This is a genomic window from Pseudomonas sp. BMS12 (assembly GCF_001592875.1).
GTDB lineage: Bacteria > Pseudomonadota > Gammaproteobacteria > Pseudomonadales > Pseudomonadaceae > Aquipseudomonas.
Genome location: NZ_LSOF01000003.1, coordinates 157,036 through 173,725, shown reverse-complemented (window position 1 = coordinate 173,725; position 16,690 = coordinate 157,036). Strand labels below are relative to the sequence as shown.

Below are 16,690 nucleotides of genomic sequence, written 5' to 3'. Positions count from 1 at the left end.
TAAGGGAAGGCCTTTCGCTGGCGGTCAGACCAGCAGCTCGCCAAGCAGGCCGCTATGGCGTTGCGTTTGCACGCTGGCCTGCAGCTGGTTGGCGCGGAAGATGGCCTTGAGGTCGCTCAGGGCGTGGGCGAAATCGTCGTTGATCACCAGGTAGTCGTACTCGACGTAGTGGCTCATCTCGCTGACTGCCTCGCGCATGCGCCGCTCGATGATCTCGGCGCTGTCCTGGCCGCGGTTGGTCAGACGGTGGCGCAGTGCCTCCTGGGTCGGCGGCAGAATGAAGACCGACTTGGCCTGGGGCATCAGCTTGCGCACCTGTTGCGCGCCCTGCCAGTCGATCTCCAGGATCAGGTCGAAGCCTTCGGCCAGTGTCTGCTCCAGCCACTTCTGCGAGGTGCCGTAGAAATTGTCGAAGACCTGGGCATGCTCGAGGAACTCGCCACGCTCGATCATGGCGGAGAAGGTTTCGTGGCTGACGAAGTGGTAGTTCACGCCATCTTCTTCACCCGGGCGTATGGCGCGGGTGGTGTGCGAGACGGATACGCGAATGCGTGGCTCGCTGTCGATCAGGGCCTTGACCAGGCTGGTCTTGCCGGCGCCGGAGGGGGCGGAAATGATGTAGAGGGTGCCGGTGGTGACGGTCATGGTTGCATCCTGAAAAACGGTTATTCGAAGCCTAGGCGACTTATTCGATGTTCTGTACTTGCTCGCGCATCTGCTCGATCAGCACCTTGAGGTTGACTGCGGCCTGAGTACTGCGCGGGTCGAACGCCTTGGAGCCGAGGGTATTGGCCTCGCGGTTGAGTTCCTGCATGAGGAAGTCCAGGCGCCGACCGGCGGCGCCGCCGGCCTTGAGCACGCGGCGCACTTCGCTGACATGGGTGGTCAGGCGATCCAGCTCTTCGGCAACATCGCTCTTCTGTGCCAGCATGACCAGCTCCTGCTCCAGGCGCTGCGGTTCCAGTTCGGCCTGCATTTCGGCGCAACGGTCGAGGATCTTCTGGCGCTGGTTGGCCAGCATCTCGGGCACCAGCACGCGCAGCGCGGCGACTTCTTCCTGAATGCTGTCCAGGCGCTCGTTCAGCAGCTTGGCCAGTTCCGCGCCTTCGCGAGCACGACCGCTCTTCAGCTCGCTGAGGGCCTGCTCGAACAACTTCAGGGCGGCGCTGTTCAGGGCCTGCGGGTCGGCGGCGTCGGCTACCAGTACGCCCGGCCAGGCCAGGACTTCCAGTGGGTTGAGCGGGGCCGGTTGCTTGATTAGGGCGGCAACCTGCTCGGCCGCGCTGATCAGCTGGCTGGCGCGGACGCTGTCGACCTGCAGGCTCTTGTCGCCATTTTCCTCATTGAAGCGCAGGGTGCACTCCACCTTGCCTCGCGAAAGCCCCTGGCGCAGGGCTTCGCGCACGCTACCTTCGAGATCGCGGAAGGCTTCCGGCAGGCGCAGGTGCGGTTCCAGGTAGCGGTGGTTGACTGAGCGCAGTTCCCAGCTCAGGGTGCCGTTGGCCCCGGCGCCTTCAACGCGGGCGAAGGCGGTCATGCTGTGCACCATGGAGAGAACCTCGTGGACTGACGAATGAGGCGCGAGATTGTAGCGCAGTGCGACCGCCGGCCCAATCCGCGGCGGCGCGGGGCTATAATGCCGGCAGATTCGGGTGTCGGCGATGCCCGAGATTTTCGCTTTCCTACAGGTATCAGCAGATGAAACGTCCCAGCGGCCGTGCTTCCTCCCAGTTGCGTTCAGTGCGCATTACCCGCAACTACACCAAGCATGCCGAGGGTTCGGTGCTGGTCGAGTTTGGCGACACCAAAGTGATTTGCACCGCCAGCGTCGAGTCCGGCGTGCCGCGCTTTCTCAAGGGCCAAGGGCAGGGCTGGTTGACCGCCGAGTACGGCATGCTGCCGCGCGCTACCGGCGAGCGTAATGCTCGTGAGGCCAGCCGTGGCAAGCAGGGTGGTCGCACCCTGGAGATCCAGCGTCTGATCGGTCGCTCGCTGCGTGCCGCGCTGGACATGAGCAAGCTGGGCGAGAACACCATCTATATCGATTGTGATGTGATCCAGGCCGATGGCGGCACCCGTACCGCTTCCATCACTGGCGCCATGGTGGCCGTGGCCGATGCCTTGAAAGTGCTGAAGAAGCGCGGTGCGCTCAAGGGCGAGCCGCTCAAGCAGATGGTCGCCGCAGTGTCGGTAGGCATCTATCAGGGCGAGCCGGTGCTGGACCTGGATTATCTGGAGGACTCGGCGGCCGAGACCGACCTCAACGTGGTGATGACCGACGCCGGTGGCTTCATCGAGGTGCAGGGCACTGCCGAGGGCGCCCCCTTCCAGCCGGAAGAACTGAATGCCATGCTGGCCTTGGCCCAGCAGGGTGTGCGCGAGCTGTTCGAACTGCAGCGCGCCAGCCTGGCGGACTGATCACAACCACCCGCGGAGAGACCCATGGAAGAGCAGAACCTCAGTCCCACCCCGAGTCAGGAAGCCCGTCAGTGGGCGATGTTCTGTCACTTCGCCGCCTTTGCCGGGCTGCTGATTCCCTTCGGTAACCTGCTAGGTCCGTTGATCGTCTGGCAGCTCAAGCGCGATCTCGATCCTTTCGTCGATGATCAGGGCAAGGAGGCGTTGAATTTTCATATCACGGTGTCCATTGCCGCGTTGGTATGCATTCTGTTGGCCGTGGTGGTGATCGGCTTCCTGCTATTGCCGCTGCTGGGTCTGGCTGCGCTGGTGTTGACCATCATTGCCGGGATCAAGGCCAACGAGGGTCAGGCCTATCGCTATCCGCTGTGTTGGCGCTTGATCAAGTGACTTTCGGGCCCCGCATGCGGGGCCTTTTGCTGTGGCCGTGGCGAGATCGGAACATGCGCGCGGCCCCTTTCTACAACCACTCATAAAAGGAAGTCAGAAGTGGCCGGAGCCAGTCTGCTAACTCTGCTCGACGATATTGCCAGCGTGCTGGATGACGTTGCGGCGATGACCAAGGTGGCGGCAAAAAAGACCGCCGGGGTGCTGGGGGACGATCTGGCGTTGAACGCGCAGCAGGTCACCGGTGTTAGGGCCGAGCGTGAGCTGCCGGTGGTCTTTGCAGTGGCCAAGGGCTCGCTGCTCAACAAGCTGATCCTGGTGCCGGCGGCGTTGCTGATCAGCGCTTTTGCGCCCTGGCTGGTAACCCCGCTGCTGATGCTGGGGGGCGCCTTCCTCTGCTTCGAGGGCTTCGAGAAGCTGGCGCACAAGTTCCTCCACAGCCAGGATGAGGAGCAAAAGCACCATGCCGAGCATGTGCAGGCGCTGAGTGATCCGGCGGTGGACATGCAGGCTTTCGAGAGGAACAAGATCAAGGGCGCGGTGCGTACCGACTTCATTCTCTCCGCCGAAATTATTGCCATCGCCTTGGGTGTGGTGGCCGAGCAGGCCTTTCTGCAGCAGGCCATTGTGCTCTCGGGCATCGCCCTGCTGATAACCGTGGGCGTCTATGGGCTGGTGGCGGGCATCGTCAAGCTGGACGACGCCGGGCTCTATCTGAGTCAGCGCGCCAGCGCCGCAGCGCAAAGCCTGGGGTGCGGCCTTCTGTGGCTGGCACCCTGGCTGATGAAGTTGCTGTCGGTGGTCGGTACGGCTGCCATGTTCATGGTCGGTGGGGGCATCCTCACCCACGGTATCCCCGGTGCCCACGAGCTGATTCAGCACTGGGCCGAGATGGCGGCCGGCTTGTCTGGGCTGGGTGGCGTGCTGAGCGCACTGACGCCAACGCTGGTCAATGCGCTGTTTGGTGTGCTGGTCGGTGCGTTGCTGGTACTGCTGGTGAGTGCCGCCGGCAAGGCCTGGGGCGCATTGCGCGCCTGAGGCCTGTGATGGGGCTGCTCAGATACTGAGCAGCCAGTCGTAGTCGACAATCAGCGGTGCGTGCTGGGAGAAGCGTGGTTGACGTGGCAGCTTGGCATTGCGCACCACCCGGCGCATGCCGGGCGTCAACAGCTGGTAGTCGAAGCGCCAGCCGAGATTGAGCATCTCCGCCTGCTCGCTGTCCGGCCACCAGCTGTACTGCTCACCTTCGCGGCTGACTTCGCGCAGGGCGTCGACATAGCCCATGTTGCCGATCACTTCGTCCAGCCAGGCGCGCTCGGGCGCCAGAAAGCCCGGTAGCTGCTGGCAGTCGCGCCAGTTCTTCACGTCCAGCTTCTGATGCGCTACATACAGCGAGCCGCAGTAGATGTACTCGCGCCGCTTGCGCCGCTGCTTGTCCAGGTAGCCGGTGAAGTCGTCGATGAACTTGAACTTGTGGTTCAGGCTCTCGTCGCCGTCCTGGCCCGAAGGCAGCAGCAGAGTGGCAATACTTACCTTGTCGAAATCGGCCTGCAGATAACGTCCGTAACGGTCGGCCATCTCGAAGCCAAGGCCGTGGATCACCGCCTTGGGTTGCAGTCGCGAATAGAGCGCCACGCCACCCTGGGCAGGCACTTCGGCATCGGCCGCATAGAGAAAATAGCCGTCCAGCTGATAGGCCGGATCGTCCAGTTCGAAGGAGGAGACTCTTGTATCTTGCAGGCAGATCACGTCGGCATTCTGGGCCTGCAGCCAGCTGAGCAAGCCTCGCTCGACTGCGGCCTGAATACCATTCACGTTCACACTGATGATCCGCATAAATGGCCCCCAAAAACACGTGCGTGTATGATACCCGAGCTCATTCCCATTAGCTAAATTCATAGCTAAATCCGTGCCGTACGGAGCTTTTCATGCAGGCGTATCAACGCGAATTCATCCGTTTTGCCATCGAACGCGGCGTGCTGCGTTTCGGTGAGTTCACTCTGAAGTCTGGGCGCACCAGTCCCTACTTCTTCAATGCCGGCCTGTTCGACAGCGGCCTGGCCCTGGCGCAGCTTGGGCGTTTCTACGCCTCTGCGCTGGTGGATGCCGGGATCGAATTCGATGTGCTGTTCGGTCCAGCTTACAAAGGTATCCCACTGGCCGCCGCCACCGCCGTGGCCCTGGCCGAGCAGCATGGTCGCGATCTGCCCTGGTGTTTCAACCGCAAGGAGGCCAAGGATCATGGCGAGGGCGGCACCCTGGTTGGCGCGCCGCTGGCCGGGCGGGTGATGATCGTCGACGACGTGATCACCGCCGGTACCGCCATCCGCGAGGTGATGCAGATCATCCAGGCCCAGGGCGCTCAGGCTGCGGGTGTGCTGATTGCATTGAATCGCCAGGAGCGTGGCCAGGGCGAACTGTCGGCGATCCAGGAAGTGGAGCGTGACTACGGTATGCCGGTGGTCAGTATTGTGTCGCTGGAGCAGGTGTTGGACTATCTAGCCGGCGATAGTGAGTTGAAGAAGCATCTGCCGGCGGTGGAGGCATACCGCGCGCAGTACGGCATCTAGTCGACCAACAACAGGATGTGTTCATGCTCAAAACCATCACCTTTGGCCTGACTCTGCTGGGTAGCCTTTGCTGCGTTATGCCCGTGGCTGCTGCGGAATACTATCGCTACCTCAACGACAAGGGCGTGCCTGTCCTGGACCGTCAGGGGGTCCCGCCCGAGTTTATCGAGAAGGGCTATCAGGTGGTGGACGATCAGGGGCGTGTGCTACGTGAAATACCGCCGGCACCTACTCCGGAAGAGCGTGAGCGTATGGCTGCCGAGAAGGCCAGGGCCAGCTCGGATGCGCAGTTGCTGCGCATTTACTCGGAGTCTGCGGATGTTGAGCGGGCCCGCGATCGCAAACTGTCCGAGTTGGATGGGGTGATTGGTGTGGCGCAGAGCAATCTGAATTCGCTGCGTGTTCAGCAGGCCAACCTTCAGGCCAAGGCCGCGGAGTTCGAGCGAGCCAGTCGCAAGGTGCCGGAGCACCTGATCGTGCAGATCGACAATATCAAGGCCGAGCAGGCCAGTCTGGAGAAGGATATCGAGCGCTACCGGCAGAATCGCAAGGAGGCAGAGCTTTCCTTCGAGGCGGATCGTCTACGCCTTATCCAGCTCAGGGGGCGTTGACCCCCTGAGCTCTTCTGCTCAGTGATGACGCTTGCGATTGCTGATCAGGGTGCCGACGCCACTGTCGGTAAAGATCTCCAGCAGCACCGCATTGGGTACTCGACCATCGATGATGTGGGCGCTGGTGACGCCGCCTTGCACGGCTTCCAGGGCGCAGCGGATCTTCGGCAGCATGCCACCGTAGATGGTCCCGTCAGCAATCAGTTCGTCGACCTGTTCGGTGGTCAGGCCGGTTAGAACCTCGCCCTGCTTGTCCATCAGGCCGGCGATATTGGTCAGCAGCATCAGCTTTTCCGCTTTCAGCGCCTCGGCCACCTTGCCGGCCACCAGGTCGGCGTTGATGTTGTACGACTCGCCTGCCGTCCCTACCCCGATCGGGGCGATCACCGGAATGAAATCACCCTTGACCAGCATGTTGAGCAGGTCGGTATTGACGCTGGCAACCTCGCCGACATGACCGATATCGATGATTTCCGGTTGGGTCATTTCCGGGGTCTGGCGGGTGACGGTGAGCTTTCTGGCGCGGATCAGCTCGGCATCCTTACCGGTCAGGCCGATGGCGCTGCCGCCGTGCTGATTGATCAGGTTGACGATGCTCTTGTTGACCTGGCCGCCGAGCACCATTTCCACCACATCCATGGTGGCGGTGTCGGTGACGCGCATGCCGTCGATGAAATGGCTCTCGATCGACAGGCGCTTGAGCAGGTCGCCGATCTGCGGGCCGCCGCCATGCACCACCACTGGATTGATACCGACCGCCTTCATCAGCACGATGTCGCGGGCGAAGCCTTCCTTCAGCTCTTCGCTTTCCATGGCGTTGCCGCCGTACTTGATCACCAGGGTCTTGCCGACAAAGCGACGGATGTAGGGCAGCGCTTCGGACAGAACCTTGGCGACGTTGGTGGCGGCATCACGATTGAGGGTCATGGCGGAACGGACTCCGAGGCAGATCAGAACGGCAGGTTGAGGTCGGGGGCGATGCTGTACAGCTGGGCGCGGAACACTTCCTGGATGCGCTTCAGCTCATCTTCGGTTTCCGCTTCGAAGCGCAGCACCAGCACCGGTGTGGTGTTGGACGCGCGCACCAGGCCCCAGCCCTTCGGGTAGTCAACCCGCACGCCATCGAGCGTGGTCAGGTTGGCTTCGCCCCATACTCCGTCGCGCTGCAGGCGCTCGACCATGCGGAACTTGTTCTCGTCGGTGACGGTGATGTTGATTTCCGGGGTTGAGATGTCCACGGGGAAGGCGGCAAACACCTGCTCGGCATCGCGGCGATCCTGGCTGAGGATTTCCAGCAGGCGCGCGGCGCTGTAGATGCCGTCGTCGAAGCCGAACCAGCGCTCCTTGAAGAAGATGTGCCCGCTCATCTCGCCGGCCAGCAGGGCGCCGTTTTCCTTCATCTTCTTCTTGATCAGCGAGTGGCCGGTCTTCCACATCACTGGGCGGCCACCGTAGCCGCTGATCAGGGCACCAAGGCGGCGGGTGCATTTGACGTCGTAGATGATGTCCGCGCCAGGGTTGCGCGATACCACGTCCTTGGCGAACAGCATCATCAGGCGGTCAGGGAAGACCATGTTGCCTTTGTTGGTCACCACGCCGACGCGGTCGCCATCGCCGTCGAAGGCTAGGCCGAGATCGGCGCCTTCGCTTTTCACGCGGGCGATCAGGTCCTTGAGGTTCTCCGGTTTGCCTGGGTCAGGGTGGTGGTTGGGGAAGTTGCCGTCCACCTCGCAGTACAGCGGGATCACGCTGCAGCCGAGGGCCTCGATCAGACGCGGGGCGATCACGCCGGCCACGCCATTGCCGCAGTCGACTACGACCTTGAGCGGCTTGGCCATGGCGATGTCGTCGCGGATCTGCTTGAAGTAGCGGTCGAGAATGTCGATTTGCTCGACACTGCCGACACCACTGGCCAGATCGTTGTTGTCGATACGTGCCTTGAGTGCCTGGATCTGCTCGTTGGCCTGGGTGTCGCCGGCGATGACGATCTTGAAGCCGTTGTAGTCCGGCGGGTTGTGGCTGCCGGTGAGCATAACGCCAGACTTGCCTTCCAGGACATGGGTGGCGAAGTACAGCACGGGAGTCGGCACCATGCCGATGTCGGTGACCTGGCAGCCGCAGTCCAGCAGACCCTGGATCAGCTGTTGCACCAGTTGCGGACCGGACAGGCGTCCGTCGCGGCCTACGGCCACGTTGGGCTCGCCCTGGGCCAGGCTTTCCGAGCCGATGGCGCGGCCGATCCAGTAGGCGGCCTCGGGCGTCAGGGTGTCGCCGACCACGCCGCGAATGTCATAGGCGCGGAAGATGGTGGCGGGAAGTTTCGGTGGGGTCTGTTGCTGAACGGCGCTATCCATGGAATTTTGCTCCAGTCCCAGGAGATCCTGGTCTTCGTCGAGAATGTCGATATCGAGGATATCGGTGGCCTGGAACAGCGGGTCCGCAAAATGCTCGGGCTGGGCCGCTGTTGCCGGTTTGGCAGTGACGGGGGAACTGCCGACCTCCTGCCTGGAGGCTTCTTGTTTGGGGCGCTGCAAACGCGCCAGGCTCTGCGCCAGGCCGTCGAGGGCGGCGAAGTGCAGGCTGAAGGCTTTGACCGACTTGCCGGCAGAAAGCTCCTGAACCAGTCCAGCCAGTTGCTGCACGTCGCCGCGCAGGCGACCGAGCAGATGATTGCGGGTCAGCATCAGGCCGAGCAGGGCGCCGGCCAGTGCGAGCAGGGCGGCAATGGCCAGAATCACGATGGATGGGGTCGCTGCGCTCAATTCCGGACCGGGCGTGAAGTCCAGCTGCCAATTGGGATTGCCGGTGTCGAAGCGTTTCGCGGCGGTTTCGCTGGCGTTGCCGCGCTGGAGCAGCACCTGTGGTGCGGCGCTTGCAAACTGCTGGCTCAGGCGCAGCTGGCCGATCTGCTCGGGGAGTGCTGGGAGGGCGTCGAGCAGGCGCTGCAGGTCGACCACCAGCAGCAAGGTGCCCTGGGAGCGGTCGCTGCCGGGGCTGCGCAGTGGTGCGGCGCTATAGGCCAGCCAGCGCTCGCCGATCTTGTAGGCCTCCACTGCCGGGTTCTGGCCGTTTTCCAGGCGCCGCAGTATGTCCAGGGCGGCGAAGTTCATCGGCCCGCTGCGGCCGACGTCCAGCACTGCTCGACCCGGGGCATTGATATGCGCATCCACCACGCCCTGCCAGTGTTGCAGGCTGCGCTCGGCGGCGGCGATCTGTTCGCGATCGCCGGTTTGTAGCGCGGCGAGCAATGCGGGGTCGCTTGCGGCGGCCTGGGTATCGGCTTGCAGCTGCAGTTGTGCCTGTTGCAGGGCGCTGGCCTGGCTGCCGCCCCAGGCCTGGATCAATGCTTGCTGTTGCTGCTGGTCATTGCCACGCAGCGTAACGGCCAGGAGCGCACCGGCCAGCAGTATCCCGCCGAGAGCGGCCAGGGCGCCTGGCAGCAGTGCCTGCTGGTCGTTGCCGGCCTTGCTCGCGGAGGGCGTCGAGGGGGCGGATATCGGCTGCTGGTTATCCTTGGTGCTGCGCTTCAACAGTTTCACACGTGTCTCCCTGGGCGATAGGTTCCGTGATTCAGTGGCTGCCGGAGTGGCCGAAGCCACCAGCGCCGCGCTGGCTTTCGTCGAACTGTTCGACCAGCTCGAAGTGCGCCTGCACCACCGGCACCAGCACCAGTTGGGCGATGCGCTCGCCGACGGCGATGGTGAAGGGCGTCTGGCCGCGGTTCCAGCAGGACACCATCAGTTCGCCCTGGTAGTCCGAGTCGATCAGGCCGACCAGGTTCCCCAGCACGATACCGTGCTTATGGCCGAGGCCCGAGCGGGGCAGGATCAGTGCCGCCAGGCCGGGGTCGCCGATGTAGATGGACAGGCCGGTGGGAATCAGCAGTGTCTGCCCGGGCTCCAGTACGCTGTCCTGTTGCAGCATGGCGCGCAGATCGAGGCCGGCGGAGCCAGGCGTGGCGTACTGCGGCAGGGGAAAGTCACTGCCCAGGCGTGGATCGAGAATCTTGGCTTGCAGAGCGTGCATAGGGTGTCCCGTGAAGCGGATTGAGTCAGGCGCGGTTCAGGCGCTCGGCGATGAAGGCCACCAATTGGCGGGCGATCTTGCTCTTGCTGGTCTGGGCGAAGGCGCTCGCCTGCAGCTCGCGGTCGATCACGGTGATGGCGTTCTCTTCGCTGTTGAAGCCGATGGTCGGGTTGGCCACGTCGTTGGCGACGATCAGGTCGAGGTTCTTGTCCTTCAGCTTGCGCGCAGCATAGTCGAGCAGGTGTTCCGTTTCTGCGGCAAAGCCCACGCTGAACGGACGATCTTCGCGCCCGGCAATGGTGGCGAGGATGTCCGGGTTGCGTACCAGCTGCAGCAGCAGGCCGTCACCCGTGGTGGGGTCTTTCTTCATCTTCTGCGGTGCCACCACTTCTGGACGGTAGTCGGCCACGGCGGCCGAGGCGATCAGCAGATCGCAGGGCATGGCTGCCTCGCAGGCGGCGAGCATGTCGCGGGCGCTGACCACGTCAATACGCTGGACCCGATCCGGGGTCGGCAGGTGCACCGGGCCGGTGACCAGGGTCACCCGGGCGCCGGCCTCCACGGCCGCCTCGGCCAGGGCGAAGCCCATCTTGCCGGAGCTGTGGTTGGTGATGTAGCGCACCGGATCGATGTTCTCCTGGGTCGGGCCGGCGGTGATCAGCACGTGCTTGCCGGTCAGGGCCTGCCGCTGGAAGCAGTCGGCGGCGCGCTGGGCCAGCTCTTCGGCTTCCAGCATGCGGCCGGGGCCGACATCGCCGCAGGCCTGGCTGCCGGCCGCCGGGCCGAACAGGTGCAGGCCGCGCTTGGCGAGGATTTCGGCGTTGGTTTGGGTGGCAGGGTCGCGCCACATGGCCTGGTTCATCGCCGGGGCGAGGGCGACCTGGGCGTCGGTGGCCAGCACCAGGGTGCTCAGCAGATCGTCGGCGATGCCCTGGGCCAGGCGCGCCATGATGTCGGCGGTGGCAGGGGCGACCAGGACCAGGTCGGCCCACTTGGCCAGCTCGATATGGCCCATGGCGGCCTCGGCGGCCGGGTCGAGCAGGTCCAGATGTACCGGATGGCCGGACAGTGCCTGCAGGGTCAGCGGGGTGATGAATTCACGACCGCCGCGGGTCATGACCACGCGCACCTCGGCACCCTGGTCGCGCAAGCGGCGAACCAGCTCGGCGCTCTTGTAAGCGGCGATGCCGCCGCCTACGCCCAGGACGATGCGTTTCCGATACAGCCGCTGCATAGGCCTGCCTTTAATAATGTGGTGTGGATTGCAACGCGATGCGGCACCTCCCCAGGCCAGCCACCGCGCCAAAAAAGCCGGGCTAAGATAGCACAGGGCCTGCACTGGAACAGCGGGCCGACGGACAGGGAGGTGTCATGAGCATACGCGACTGGCCTGCGGCGGAACGCCCGCGGGAGAAGCTGTTGGAACAGGGCGCCGCGGCACTGAGCGACGCCGAACTGCTGGCGATTTTCCTGCGCACCGGCGTCGCCGGGCAGAGCGCAGTGGATCTGGCCCGCCACCTGCTCGGTGATTTTGGCAGCCTGCGCGCGCTGTTGGAGGCCGATCTGGAGTCCTTTAGTCAGCGCCTGGGGCTGGGGCCGGCCAAGTTCGCTCAGTTGCAGGCGGTGCTGGAGATGGCGCGCCGTCATCTGGCCGAGCGACTGCGCCGCGATTCCGCCCTAGAAAGCCCGCAGGCGGTACGCGACTATCTCAAGGCTCGCCTGCGCCACGAGCCGCACGAAGTGTTCGGCTGCCTGTTCCTCGATGCCAAGCACCGGGTGATCTGCTTCGAGGCGCTGTTCTTCGGCTCCATCGACGGTGCCAGCGTCTACCCGCGGCAGGTGGTCAAGCGCGCGCTTTTCCACAACGCCGCGGCGGCGATTCTGGTGCATAACCATCCGTCCGGGGTGGCCGAGCCAAGCCAGGCGGATCGCCTGCTCACCGAGCGGATCAAGGAGGCGCTCGGGCTGATCGAGGTGCGCGTGCTCGATCACTTCATCGTCGGCGATGGCGAGCCGCTGTCGATGGCCGAGTTCGGCTGGATGTAGGCGCTCTGTTCAAGGCTGGACAGCGACCTTGGCGAAGTCCTGGCGGCCGAAAGGATTGACCTGATAACCCGTGACGCCTTTGCGCAGCAGGGCAAACGCCGTGGGATGGGCCAGCGGCAACCACAGCGCCTGTTGCTGGATGATGGTCTGTGCCTGCAGATAGAGGGCGCTGCGTTCGGCCTGATCACTGGCTGCTTTGCCCTTGGCGATCAACTGGTCCAGTTTCTCGTCGCAGTAGCGGGCGAAGTTCAGCCCGGACTGCACCGAGGCACAGGCGAATTGCGGGGTGAGAAAGTTGTCCGGGTCGCCGTTATCGCCGGCCCAGCCCATGAACAGCAGATCGTGTTCGCCAGCCTTGGCGCGGCGGATCAATTCGCCCCACTCGATCACCCTGATCTGCGCCTGGATGCCGATATTGGCGAGGTCGGCCTGCAGCAGCTGGGCGCCAAGGGTCGGGTTGGGGTTGAGCAGGCTGCCCGAGGGCCGCGTCCAGATGGTGGTCTTGAAACCGTCCGCCAGGCCTGCTTCGGCCAGCAGCGCCTTGGCCTTGGCCAGATCATGAGCGTAGCCGGGCAGGTCTTTGGCATAGCCCCAGGTGGTGGGTGGATAGGGTCCGCTGGCCGCGGTTGCGCTGCCCTCGAACACTGCCTGCAGATAACTGGTCTTGTCGAAGGCGAGGTTGATCGCCTGGCGCACCTGGGGCTTGTCCAGCGGTGGGTGTTGGCTGTTGAGGGCGACAAAGGCGGTCATGAAGGCGGGCGTCTCGCTGACCTGCAGAGCCGAGTCTTTGCGCGCCGCCTGTACATCCAGCGGTTTGGGCGACAGGGCGATCTGGCACTCGCCGCGCCTGATCTTCTGCAGGCGCACGTTGGCGTCCGGGGTAATGGCGAAGACCAGATCGTCGACGGCGGGCTTGCCGGCGAAGTAATCGGGATTGGCGACGTAGCGGATCACCGCGTCCTTCTGGAAGCGCTTGAGGGCGAAGGGGCCGGTGCCCACTGGCTGGCTGTTGAGCATTTCCGGTGTACCGGCGGCCAGCAGCTTGTCCGCGTATTCGGCCGAGTAGATGGAGGCGAAGCCCATGCTCAGGGTGGCCAGAAAGGTGGCGTCGGGCTGGCGCAGGACGAAGCGCACGCTCATCGGTGTTGGCGCCTCGACACGTTCGATCAGTGCCGGCCACTGCATCGACTGCGCGTGCGGGTAGCCATTGGCGGCCACCTTGTACCAGGGGTGGGCGGGGTCGAGCATGCGCTGGAAGCTGAACAGCACGTCGTCGGCGTTCAGTTCGCGGCTCGGGGTGAACCACTGAGTGTGCTGGAACTTCACTCCGGGCCGCAGCTGAAAGGTCCAGCTGCGGCCGTCCGCGGAGGCCTCCCAGCGTTCGGCCAGGCTGGGCGTCAACTGGCCGCTGGCCGCGTCGTATTCCACCAGGCGGTTCATCAGAACATCGGCTGAGGCATTGGTGGTGGTCAGCGAGTTGTACTGCACCACATCGAAGCCATCCGGGCTGGCTTCGGTACACACGCTGAGGGTGGCGGCCTGGCTCAGTAGCGGAGCGAGCAGCAGGGGCAGGGTGGCTAGGCGCATCGCAGATCCTCCGATAATCAAGAGGCCTACCCTAGACCAAGGTGGCGGCGCGAACAATCAAACCCGGCGACGAGCGGTTGTCCGGCTGATGCGCCGGAGTGGCGCTGTTCCTGGTGCGCGCGGCATTTCTTATCGTGCATCGATCCTTGCTAGGGGGTGGGTGTTCTGGTATAAAGCAGCGCTCTTTTCTAGGGGCCCGGTCATGCGGTAACGCAAAACGCCGGTAAGACCTCCAAGAAACGCGGCGCTGAGCGCCAAATGACTATTGAGTTCAAGCGGCCAACCCATGCCGGGTTGGGCATGTGGTTTAGAGGGCTGAGGCATGTCGAGAGTCTGTCAAGTTACCGGTAAGGGTCCGGTAACCGGGAACAACGTTTCCCACGCAAACAACAAAACCCGTCGTCGTTTCCTGCCGAACCTGCAGCACCATCGCTTCTGGGTCGAGTCCGAGAAGCGCTTCGTGCGTCTGCGCGTTTCCGCCAAGGGCATGCGTATCATCGACAAGCGCGGCATCGACGTAGTTCTGTCCGAACTGCGTGCCCGCGGCGAAAAGGTTTAAGGAGTCAATCATGCGTGAACTGATCCGTTTGGTGTCCAGCGCCGGTACCGGCCACTTCTACACCACCGACAAGAACAAGCGCACCACCCCGGACAAGATCGAGATCAAGAAATTTGATCCGGTTGTTCGCAAGCACGTGATGTACAAGGAAGCCAAGATCAAGTAATTGATCCGGCCCTTGCTCGAAGAAACCCGCCTCGGCGGGTTTTTTCTTGCCTGCAGAAAACATCTGGCAAAAAAAGGCCCGCCAGAGGCGGGCCAACAGGGTGACGCAGGATCAAGGCGGGGTTATGGATCAGTCGGCCTTGGCCTCGAAGATCACATAGACCTTGCGGCATGGCTCCAGGACTTCCCAGGTACCGCTCAGGCCGGCGGGGATGACGAAGCGGTCGCCAGCGCGCACGGTCTTGGCGTTGCCTTCGGCGTCGCGAATCACCGATACGCCCTGGAGAATCTCGCAGTACTCATGCTCGGTGTAGTTGATGGTCCACTGGCCCGCGGCGCCTTCCCAGATGCCGACGTTGAACTGTCCGCAGGGGCTGCCATAGTGGTTGCGTACGCTTTGCTCGGGATCGCCCTTGAGAATCTTCTCGGCGGCGGGGCGATAGTGCTCCGGCGCGCTGCCGGCGGTGGCGAAGTCGACGATCTGGTCGATGTGCATGGCGGTTTCCTGTTGTCGTTAGGCGCGAGTGCGTCGAAGTCTATGTTTGATAAAACGAACATTCAAGGCGCCTCGAGGCGCTCGTGTCAAAAATATTGAAAATACGGTCCGCTCTGGTTTAGTGTTGCCTGCACGAAGGCCGGCAATCGGCCTGGCAGAATAATTGACAGTGCGTGTTGTCTATTTGCCACACGCTTTCACCGAGGATCTCCCGCATGACCACCCTGACCCGTGCCGACTGGGAACAGCGCGCCAAGAGCCTGCAGATCGAAGGCCGCGCCTTCATCCATGGCGAATACACCGAGGCGGTCGCCGCTGACACCTTCGAATGCATCAGCCCGGTCGATGGCCGCCTGCTCGGCCTGGTGGCCAGCTGCGACAGCGCCGACGCCGATCGGGCGGTCAAGGATGCCCGCGCTACCTTCGAGTCCGGCGTGTGGTCGCGCCTGGCGCCGGTCAAGCGCAAGGAGATCATGATCCGCTTCGCCGACCTGATCGACGCTCATGCCGAGGAGCTGGCCCTGCTGGAAACCCTGGACATGGGCAAGCCGATCGGCGACTCGCTGAGCGTAGACGTGCCGGCCGCCTCGCGTGCGATCCGTTGGAGCGGCGAGGCGATCGACAAGATCTACGACGAAGTGGCAGCCACCGCCCATGACGAGCTGGGTCTGGTGACGCGCGAGCCGGTCGGCGTGGTCGCCGCCATCGTGCCGTGGAACTTCCCGCTGCTGATGACCTGCTGGAAGCTCGGTCCGGCGCTGTCCACCGGTAACTCGGTGGTGCTCAAGCCCTCCGAGAAGTCGCCGCTGACCGGTATTCGCATCGCCCAGCTGGCCATCGAGGCCGGTATTCCGGCGGGTGTGTTCAACGTGCTGCCGGGCTTCGGTCACACCGTGGGCAAGGCCCTGGCTCTGCATATGGACGTCGACACCCTGGTGTTCACCGGTTCGACCAAGATCGCCAAGCAGCTGATGGTCTACGCCGGCGAGTCCAACATGAAGCGTGTCTGGTTGGAGGCTGGCGGCAAGAGCCCGAACATCGTGTTCGCCGATGCCCCGGACCTGCAGGCCGCCGCCGAGGGTGCCGCCAGCGCCATCGCCTTTAACCAGGGTGAGGTCTGCACCGCCGGCTCGCGCCTGCTGGTAGAGAACTCGATCAAGGACAAGTTCGTGCCCATGGTGGTCGAGGCAATCAAGGCCTGGAAGCCGGGCAACCCGCTGGATCCGGCCACCAATGTCGGTGCCCTGGTCGATACCACCCAGATGAACAACGTGCTGGCCTACATCCAGGCCGGCCATGACGACGGCGCCAAGTTGGTGGCTGGTGGCAAGCGCGTGCTGGAAGAAACCGGCGGCACCTACGTCGAGCCGACCATCTTCGACGGCGTGACCAATGCCATGCGTATCGCCAGCGAGGAAATCTTCGGCCCGGTCCTGTCGGTGATCGGCTTCGACAGCACCGAGGAAGCCGTGGCCATTGCCAACGACACCATCTACGGCCTGGCCGCTGGTGTCTGGACCAGCAACCTGTCCAAGGCTCATCTGGTCGGCAAGGCGCTGCGCGCCGGCAGCGTGTGGATCAACCAGTACGACATGGGTGACATGACCGCGCCGTTCGGTGGCTTCAAGCAGTCCGGCAACGGTCGTGACAAGTCGCTGCATGCCTTCGACAAGTACACCGAGCTCAAATCCACCTGGATCAAGCTGTAAGTACGCAGGGGGATCTCCCGGTCTTCGGCCATAGGGCGTTGCGTCCTCGCTTTTAATGCTCACGTACTGCAGTACGCTGAGGGGCGCCTGGCCTGGCCTGGCCTGGCCTGGCTTTA

Annotated in this window: 18 protein-coding genes; 9 read left to right on the top strand and 9 right to left on the bottom strand. The window is 63.6% G+C overall.

Annotated elements, in window-relative coordinates; genetic code table 11:
• Positions 1 to 24 precede the first annotated feature (24 nt).
• Both gmk and AYB31_RS01905 read right to left on the bottom strand, forming a co-directional pair.
• Positions 25 to 645 carry a guanylate kinase gene (gene gmk / locus AYB31_RS01910; protein WP_068825228.1) on the bottom strand — a complete coding sequence of 207 codons (621 nt, stop codon included), beginning with the start codon at positions 643 to 645 and terminating at the stop codon, positions 25 to 27.
• A gap of 40 nt (positions 646 to 685) precedes the next feature.
• Entirely contained in the window at positions 686 to 1,549 is an 864-nt protein-coding gene (locus AYB31_RS01905; protein ID WP_068825226.1) for a YicC/YloC family endoribonuclease, read from the bottom strand.
• A gap of 149 nt (positions 1,550 to 1,698) precedes the next feature.
• Here AYB31_RS01905 and rph point away from each other — a divergent pair, with 149 nt between their 5' ends.
• From rph to AYB31_RS01890, 3 genes are all read left to right on the top strand, one after another.
• Complete coding sequence (rph, locus tag AYB31_RS01900) at positions 1,699 to 2,418, top strand: ribonuclease PH (protein WP_068825224.1); 720 nt, start codon at positions 1,699 to 1,701, stop codon at positions 2,416 to 2,418.
• A 24-nt stretch (positions 2,419 to 2,442) separates the two neighbouring features.
• Complete coding sequence (locus AYB31_RS01895; protein WP_068825222.1) at positions 2,443 to 2,808, top strand: DUF4870 domain-containing protein; 366 nt, start codon at positions 2,443 to 2,445, stop codon at positions 2,806 to 2,808.
• 99 nt (positions 2,809 to 2,907) lie between these two features.
• The gene (locus tag AYB31_RS01890) at positions 2,908 to 3,843 is read left to right on the top strand and encodes a DUF808 domain-containing protein (protein WP_068825220.1); all 936 of its coding nucleotides are present in this window, start codon (positions 2,908 to 2,910) and stop codon (positions 3,841 to 3,843) included.
• A gap of 18 nt (positions 3,844 to 3,861) precedes the next feature.
• On the opposite strand, the gene AYB31_RS01885 is transcribed toward AYB31_RS01890, so the two are convergent.
• Positions 3,862 to 4,641 carry an exodeoxyribonuclease III gene (locus AYB31_RS01885; RefSeq protein ID WP_068825217.1) on the bottom strand — a complete coding sequence of 260 codons (780 nt, stop codon included), beginning with the start codon at positions 4,639 to 4,641 and terminating at the stop codon, positions 3,862 to 3,864.
• Positions 4,642 to 4,733: 92 nt separating this feature from the next.
• Between AYB31_RS01885 and pyrE the strand changes: the two genes are divergently transcribed.
• Positions 4,734 to 5,375 (top strand): orotate phosphoribosyltransferase, encoded by a 642-nt coding sequence (pyrE, locus tag AYB31_RS01880; RefSeq protein ID WP_068825215.1) that lies wholly within the window; start codon positions 4,734 to 4,736, stop codon positions 5,373 to 5,375.
• A gap of 23 nt (positions 5,376 to 5,398) precedes the next feature.
• Positions 5,399 to 5,986, top strand: a complete 588-nt coding sequence (locus AYB31_RS01875; protein ID WP_068825213.1) for a DUF4124 domain-containing protein — start codon at positions 5,399 to 5,401, stop codon at positions 5,984 to 5,986.
• Positions 5,987 to 6,004: 18 nt separating this feature from the next.
• Here the strand turns inward: AYB31_RS01875 and argB are convergent, their stop codons facing one another.
• The 4 genes from argB to coaBC all read right to left on the bottom strand — a co-directional run bounded on the left by argB (position 6,005) and on the right by coaBC (position 11,246).
• Positions 6,005 to 6,913 (bottom strand): acetylglutamate kinase, encoded by a 909-nt coding sequence (gene argB, locus AYB31_RS01870; protein ID WP_068825211.1) that lies wholly within the window; start codon positions 6,911 to 6,913, stop codon positions 6,005 to 6,007.
• 23 nt (positions 6,914 to 6,936) lie between these two features.
• Entirely contained in the window at positions 6,937 to 8,340 is a 1,404-nt protein-coding gene (gene algC, locus AYB31_RS21860; protein WP_201787415.1) for a phosphomannomutase/phosphoglucomutase, read from the bottom strand.
• Between the two features lie 1,216 nt (positions 8,341 to 9,556).
• Positions 9,557 to 10,012 (bottom strand): dUTP diphosphatase, encoded by a 456-nt coding sequence (gene dut, locus AYB31_RS01860; RefSeq protein WP_068825207.1) that lies wholly within the window; start codon positions 10,010 to 10,012, stop codon positions 9,557 to 9,559.
• A 25-nt stretch (positions 10,013 to 10,037) separates the two neighbouring features.
• Positions 10,038 to 11,246, bottom strand: coding sequence for a bifunctional phosphopantothenoylcysteine decarboxylase/phosphopantothenate--cysteine ligase CoaBC (coaBC, locus tag AYB31_RS01855; protein ID WP_068825205.1), 1,209 nt, complete (start codon positions 11,244 to 11,246; stop codon positions 10,038 to 10,040).
• Between the two features lie 137 nt (positions 11,247 to 11,383).
• Between coaBC and radC the strand changes: the two genes are divergently transcribed.
• Positions 11,384 to 12,058 carry a RadC family protein gene (radC, locus tag AYB31_RS01850; protein WP_068825204.1) on the top strand — a complete coding sequence of 225 codons (675 nt, stop codon included), beginning with the start codon at positions 11,384 to 11,386 and terminating at the stop codon, positions 12,056 to 12,058.
• A gap of 9 nt (positions 12,059 to 12,067) precedes the next feature.
• Here radC and AYB31_RS01845 read toward each other — a convergent pair whose 3' ends face one another.
• Positions 12,068 to 13,645: an ABC transporter substrate-binding protein gene (locus AYB31_RS01845; protein ID WP_068825203.1), complete on the bottom strand. Its 1,578-nt coding sequence runs from the start codon at positions 13,643 to 13,645 to the stop codon at positions 12,068 to 12,070.
• A gap of 322 nt (positions 13,646 to 13,967) precedes the next feature.
• On the opposite strand from AYB31_RS01845, the gene rpmB reads away from it, so the two are divergent.
• Complete coding sequence (gene rpmB / locus AYB31_RS01840) at positions 13,968 to 14,204, top strand: 50S ribosomal protein L28 (RefSeq protein WP_021702024.1); 237 nt, start codon at positions 13,968 to 13,970, stop codon at positions 14,202 to 14,204.
• Between the two features lie 10 nt (positions 14,205 to 14,214).
• The gene (rpmG, locus tag AYB31_RS01835; protein ID WP_003464575.1) at positions 14,215 to 14,370 is read left to right on the top strand and encodes a 50S ribosomal protein L33; all 156 of its coding nucleotides are present in this window, start codon (positions 14,215 to 14,217) and stop codon (positions 14,368 to 14,370) included.
• A gap of 129 nt (positions 14,371 to 14,499) precedes the next feature.
• Here the strand turns inward: rpmG and AYB31_RS01830 are convergent, their stop codons facing one another.
• Positions 14,500 to 14,865 carry a cupin domain-containing protein gene (locus tag AYB31_RS01830; protein WP_068825201.1) on the bottom strand — a complete coding sequence of 122 codons (366 nt, stop codon included), beginning with the start codon at positions 14,863 to 14,865 and terminating at the stop codon, positions 14,500 to 14,502.
• A 215-nt stretch (positions 14,866 to 15,080) separates the two neighbouring features.
• Here AYB31_RS01830 and AYB31_RS01825 point away from each other — a divergent pair, with 215 nt between their 5' ends.
• Positions 15,081 to 16,574: an aldehyde dehydrogenase gene (locus AYB31_RS01825; RefSeq protein WP_068825199.1), complete on the top strand. Its 1,494-nt coding sequence runs from the start codon at positions 15,081 to 15,083 to the stop codon at positions 16,572 to 16,574.
• The last annotated feature ends 116 nt before the right edge of the window (positions 16,575 to 16,690 follow it).

Bases quoted from the DNA above. Each gene is read 5' to 3' on its own strand.
- gmk (WP_068825228.1), bottom strand. From the start codon at position 645: ATGACCGTCACCACCGGCACCCTCTACATCATTTCCGCCCCCTCCGGC.
- AYB31_RS01905 (WP_068825226.1), bottom strand. From the start codon at position 1,549: ATGGTGCACAGCATGACCGCCTTCGCCCGCGTTGAAGGCGCCGGGGCC.
- rph (WP_068825224.1), top strand. From the start codon at position 1,699: ATGAAACGTCCCAGCGGCCGTGCTTCCTCCCAGTTGCGTTCAGTGCGC.
- AYB31_RS01895 (WP_068825222.1), top strand. From the start codon at position 2,443: ATGGAAGAGCAGAACCTCAGTCCCACCCCGAGTCAGGAAGCCCGTCAG.
- AYB31_RS01885 (WP_068825217.1), bottom strand. From the start codon at position 4,641: ATGCGGATCATCAGTGTGAACGTGAATGGTATTCAGGCCGCAGTCGAG.
- pyrE (WP_068825215.1), top strand. From the start codon at position 4,734: ATGCAGGCGTATCAACGCGAATTCATCCGTTTTGCCATCGAACGCGGC.
- AYB31_RS01875 (WP_068825213.1), top strand. From the start codon at position 5,399: ATGCTCAAAACCATCACCTTTGGCCTGACTCTGCTGGGTAGCCTTTGC.
- argB (WP_068825211.1), bottom strand. From the start codon at position 6,913: ATGACCCTCAATCGTGATGCCGCCACCAACGTCGCCAAGGTTCTGTCC.
- algC (WP_201787415.1), bottom strand. From the start codon at position 8,340: ATGGATAGCGCCGTTCAGCAACAGACCCCACCGAAACTTCCCGCCACC.
- dut (WP_068825207.1), bottom strand. From the start codon at position 10,012: ATGCACGCTCTGCAAGCCAAGATTCTCGATCCACGCCTGGGCAGTGAC.
- coaBC (WP_068825205.1), bottom strand. From the start codon at position 11,246: ATGCAGCGGCTGTATCGGAAACGCATCGTCCTGGGCGTAGGCGGCGGC.
- radC (WP_068825204.1), top strand. From the start codon at position 11,384: ATGAGCATACGCGACTGGCCTGCGGCGGAACGCCCGCGGGAGAAGCTG.
- AYB31_RS01845 (WP_068825203.1), bottom strand. From the start codon at position 13,645: ATGCGCCTAGCCACCCTGCCCCTGCTGCTCGCTCCGCTACTGAGCCAG.
- rpmB (WP_021702024.1), top strand. From the start codon at position 13,968: ATGTCGAGAGTCTGTCAAGTTACCGGTAAGGGTCCGGTAACCGGGAAC.
- rpmG (WP_003464575.1), top strand. From the start codon at position 14,215: ATGCGTGAACTGATCCGTTTGGTGTCCAGCGCCGGTACCGGCCACTTC.
- AYB31_RS01830 (WP_068825201.1), bottom strand. From the start codon at position 14,865: ATGCACATCGACCAGATCGTCGACTTCGCCACCGCCGGCAGCGCGCCG.
- AYB31_RS01825 (WP_068825199.1), top strand. From the start codon at position 15,081: ATGACCACCCTGACCCGTGCCGACTGGGAACAGCGCGCCAAGAGCCTG.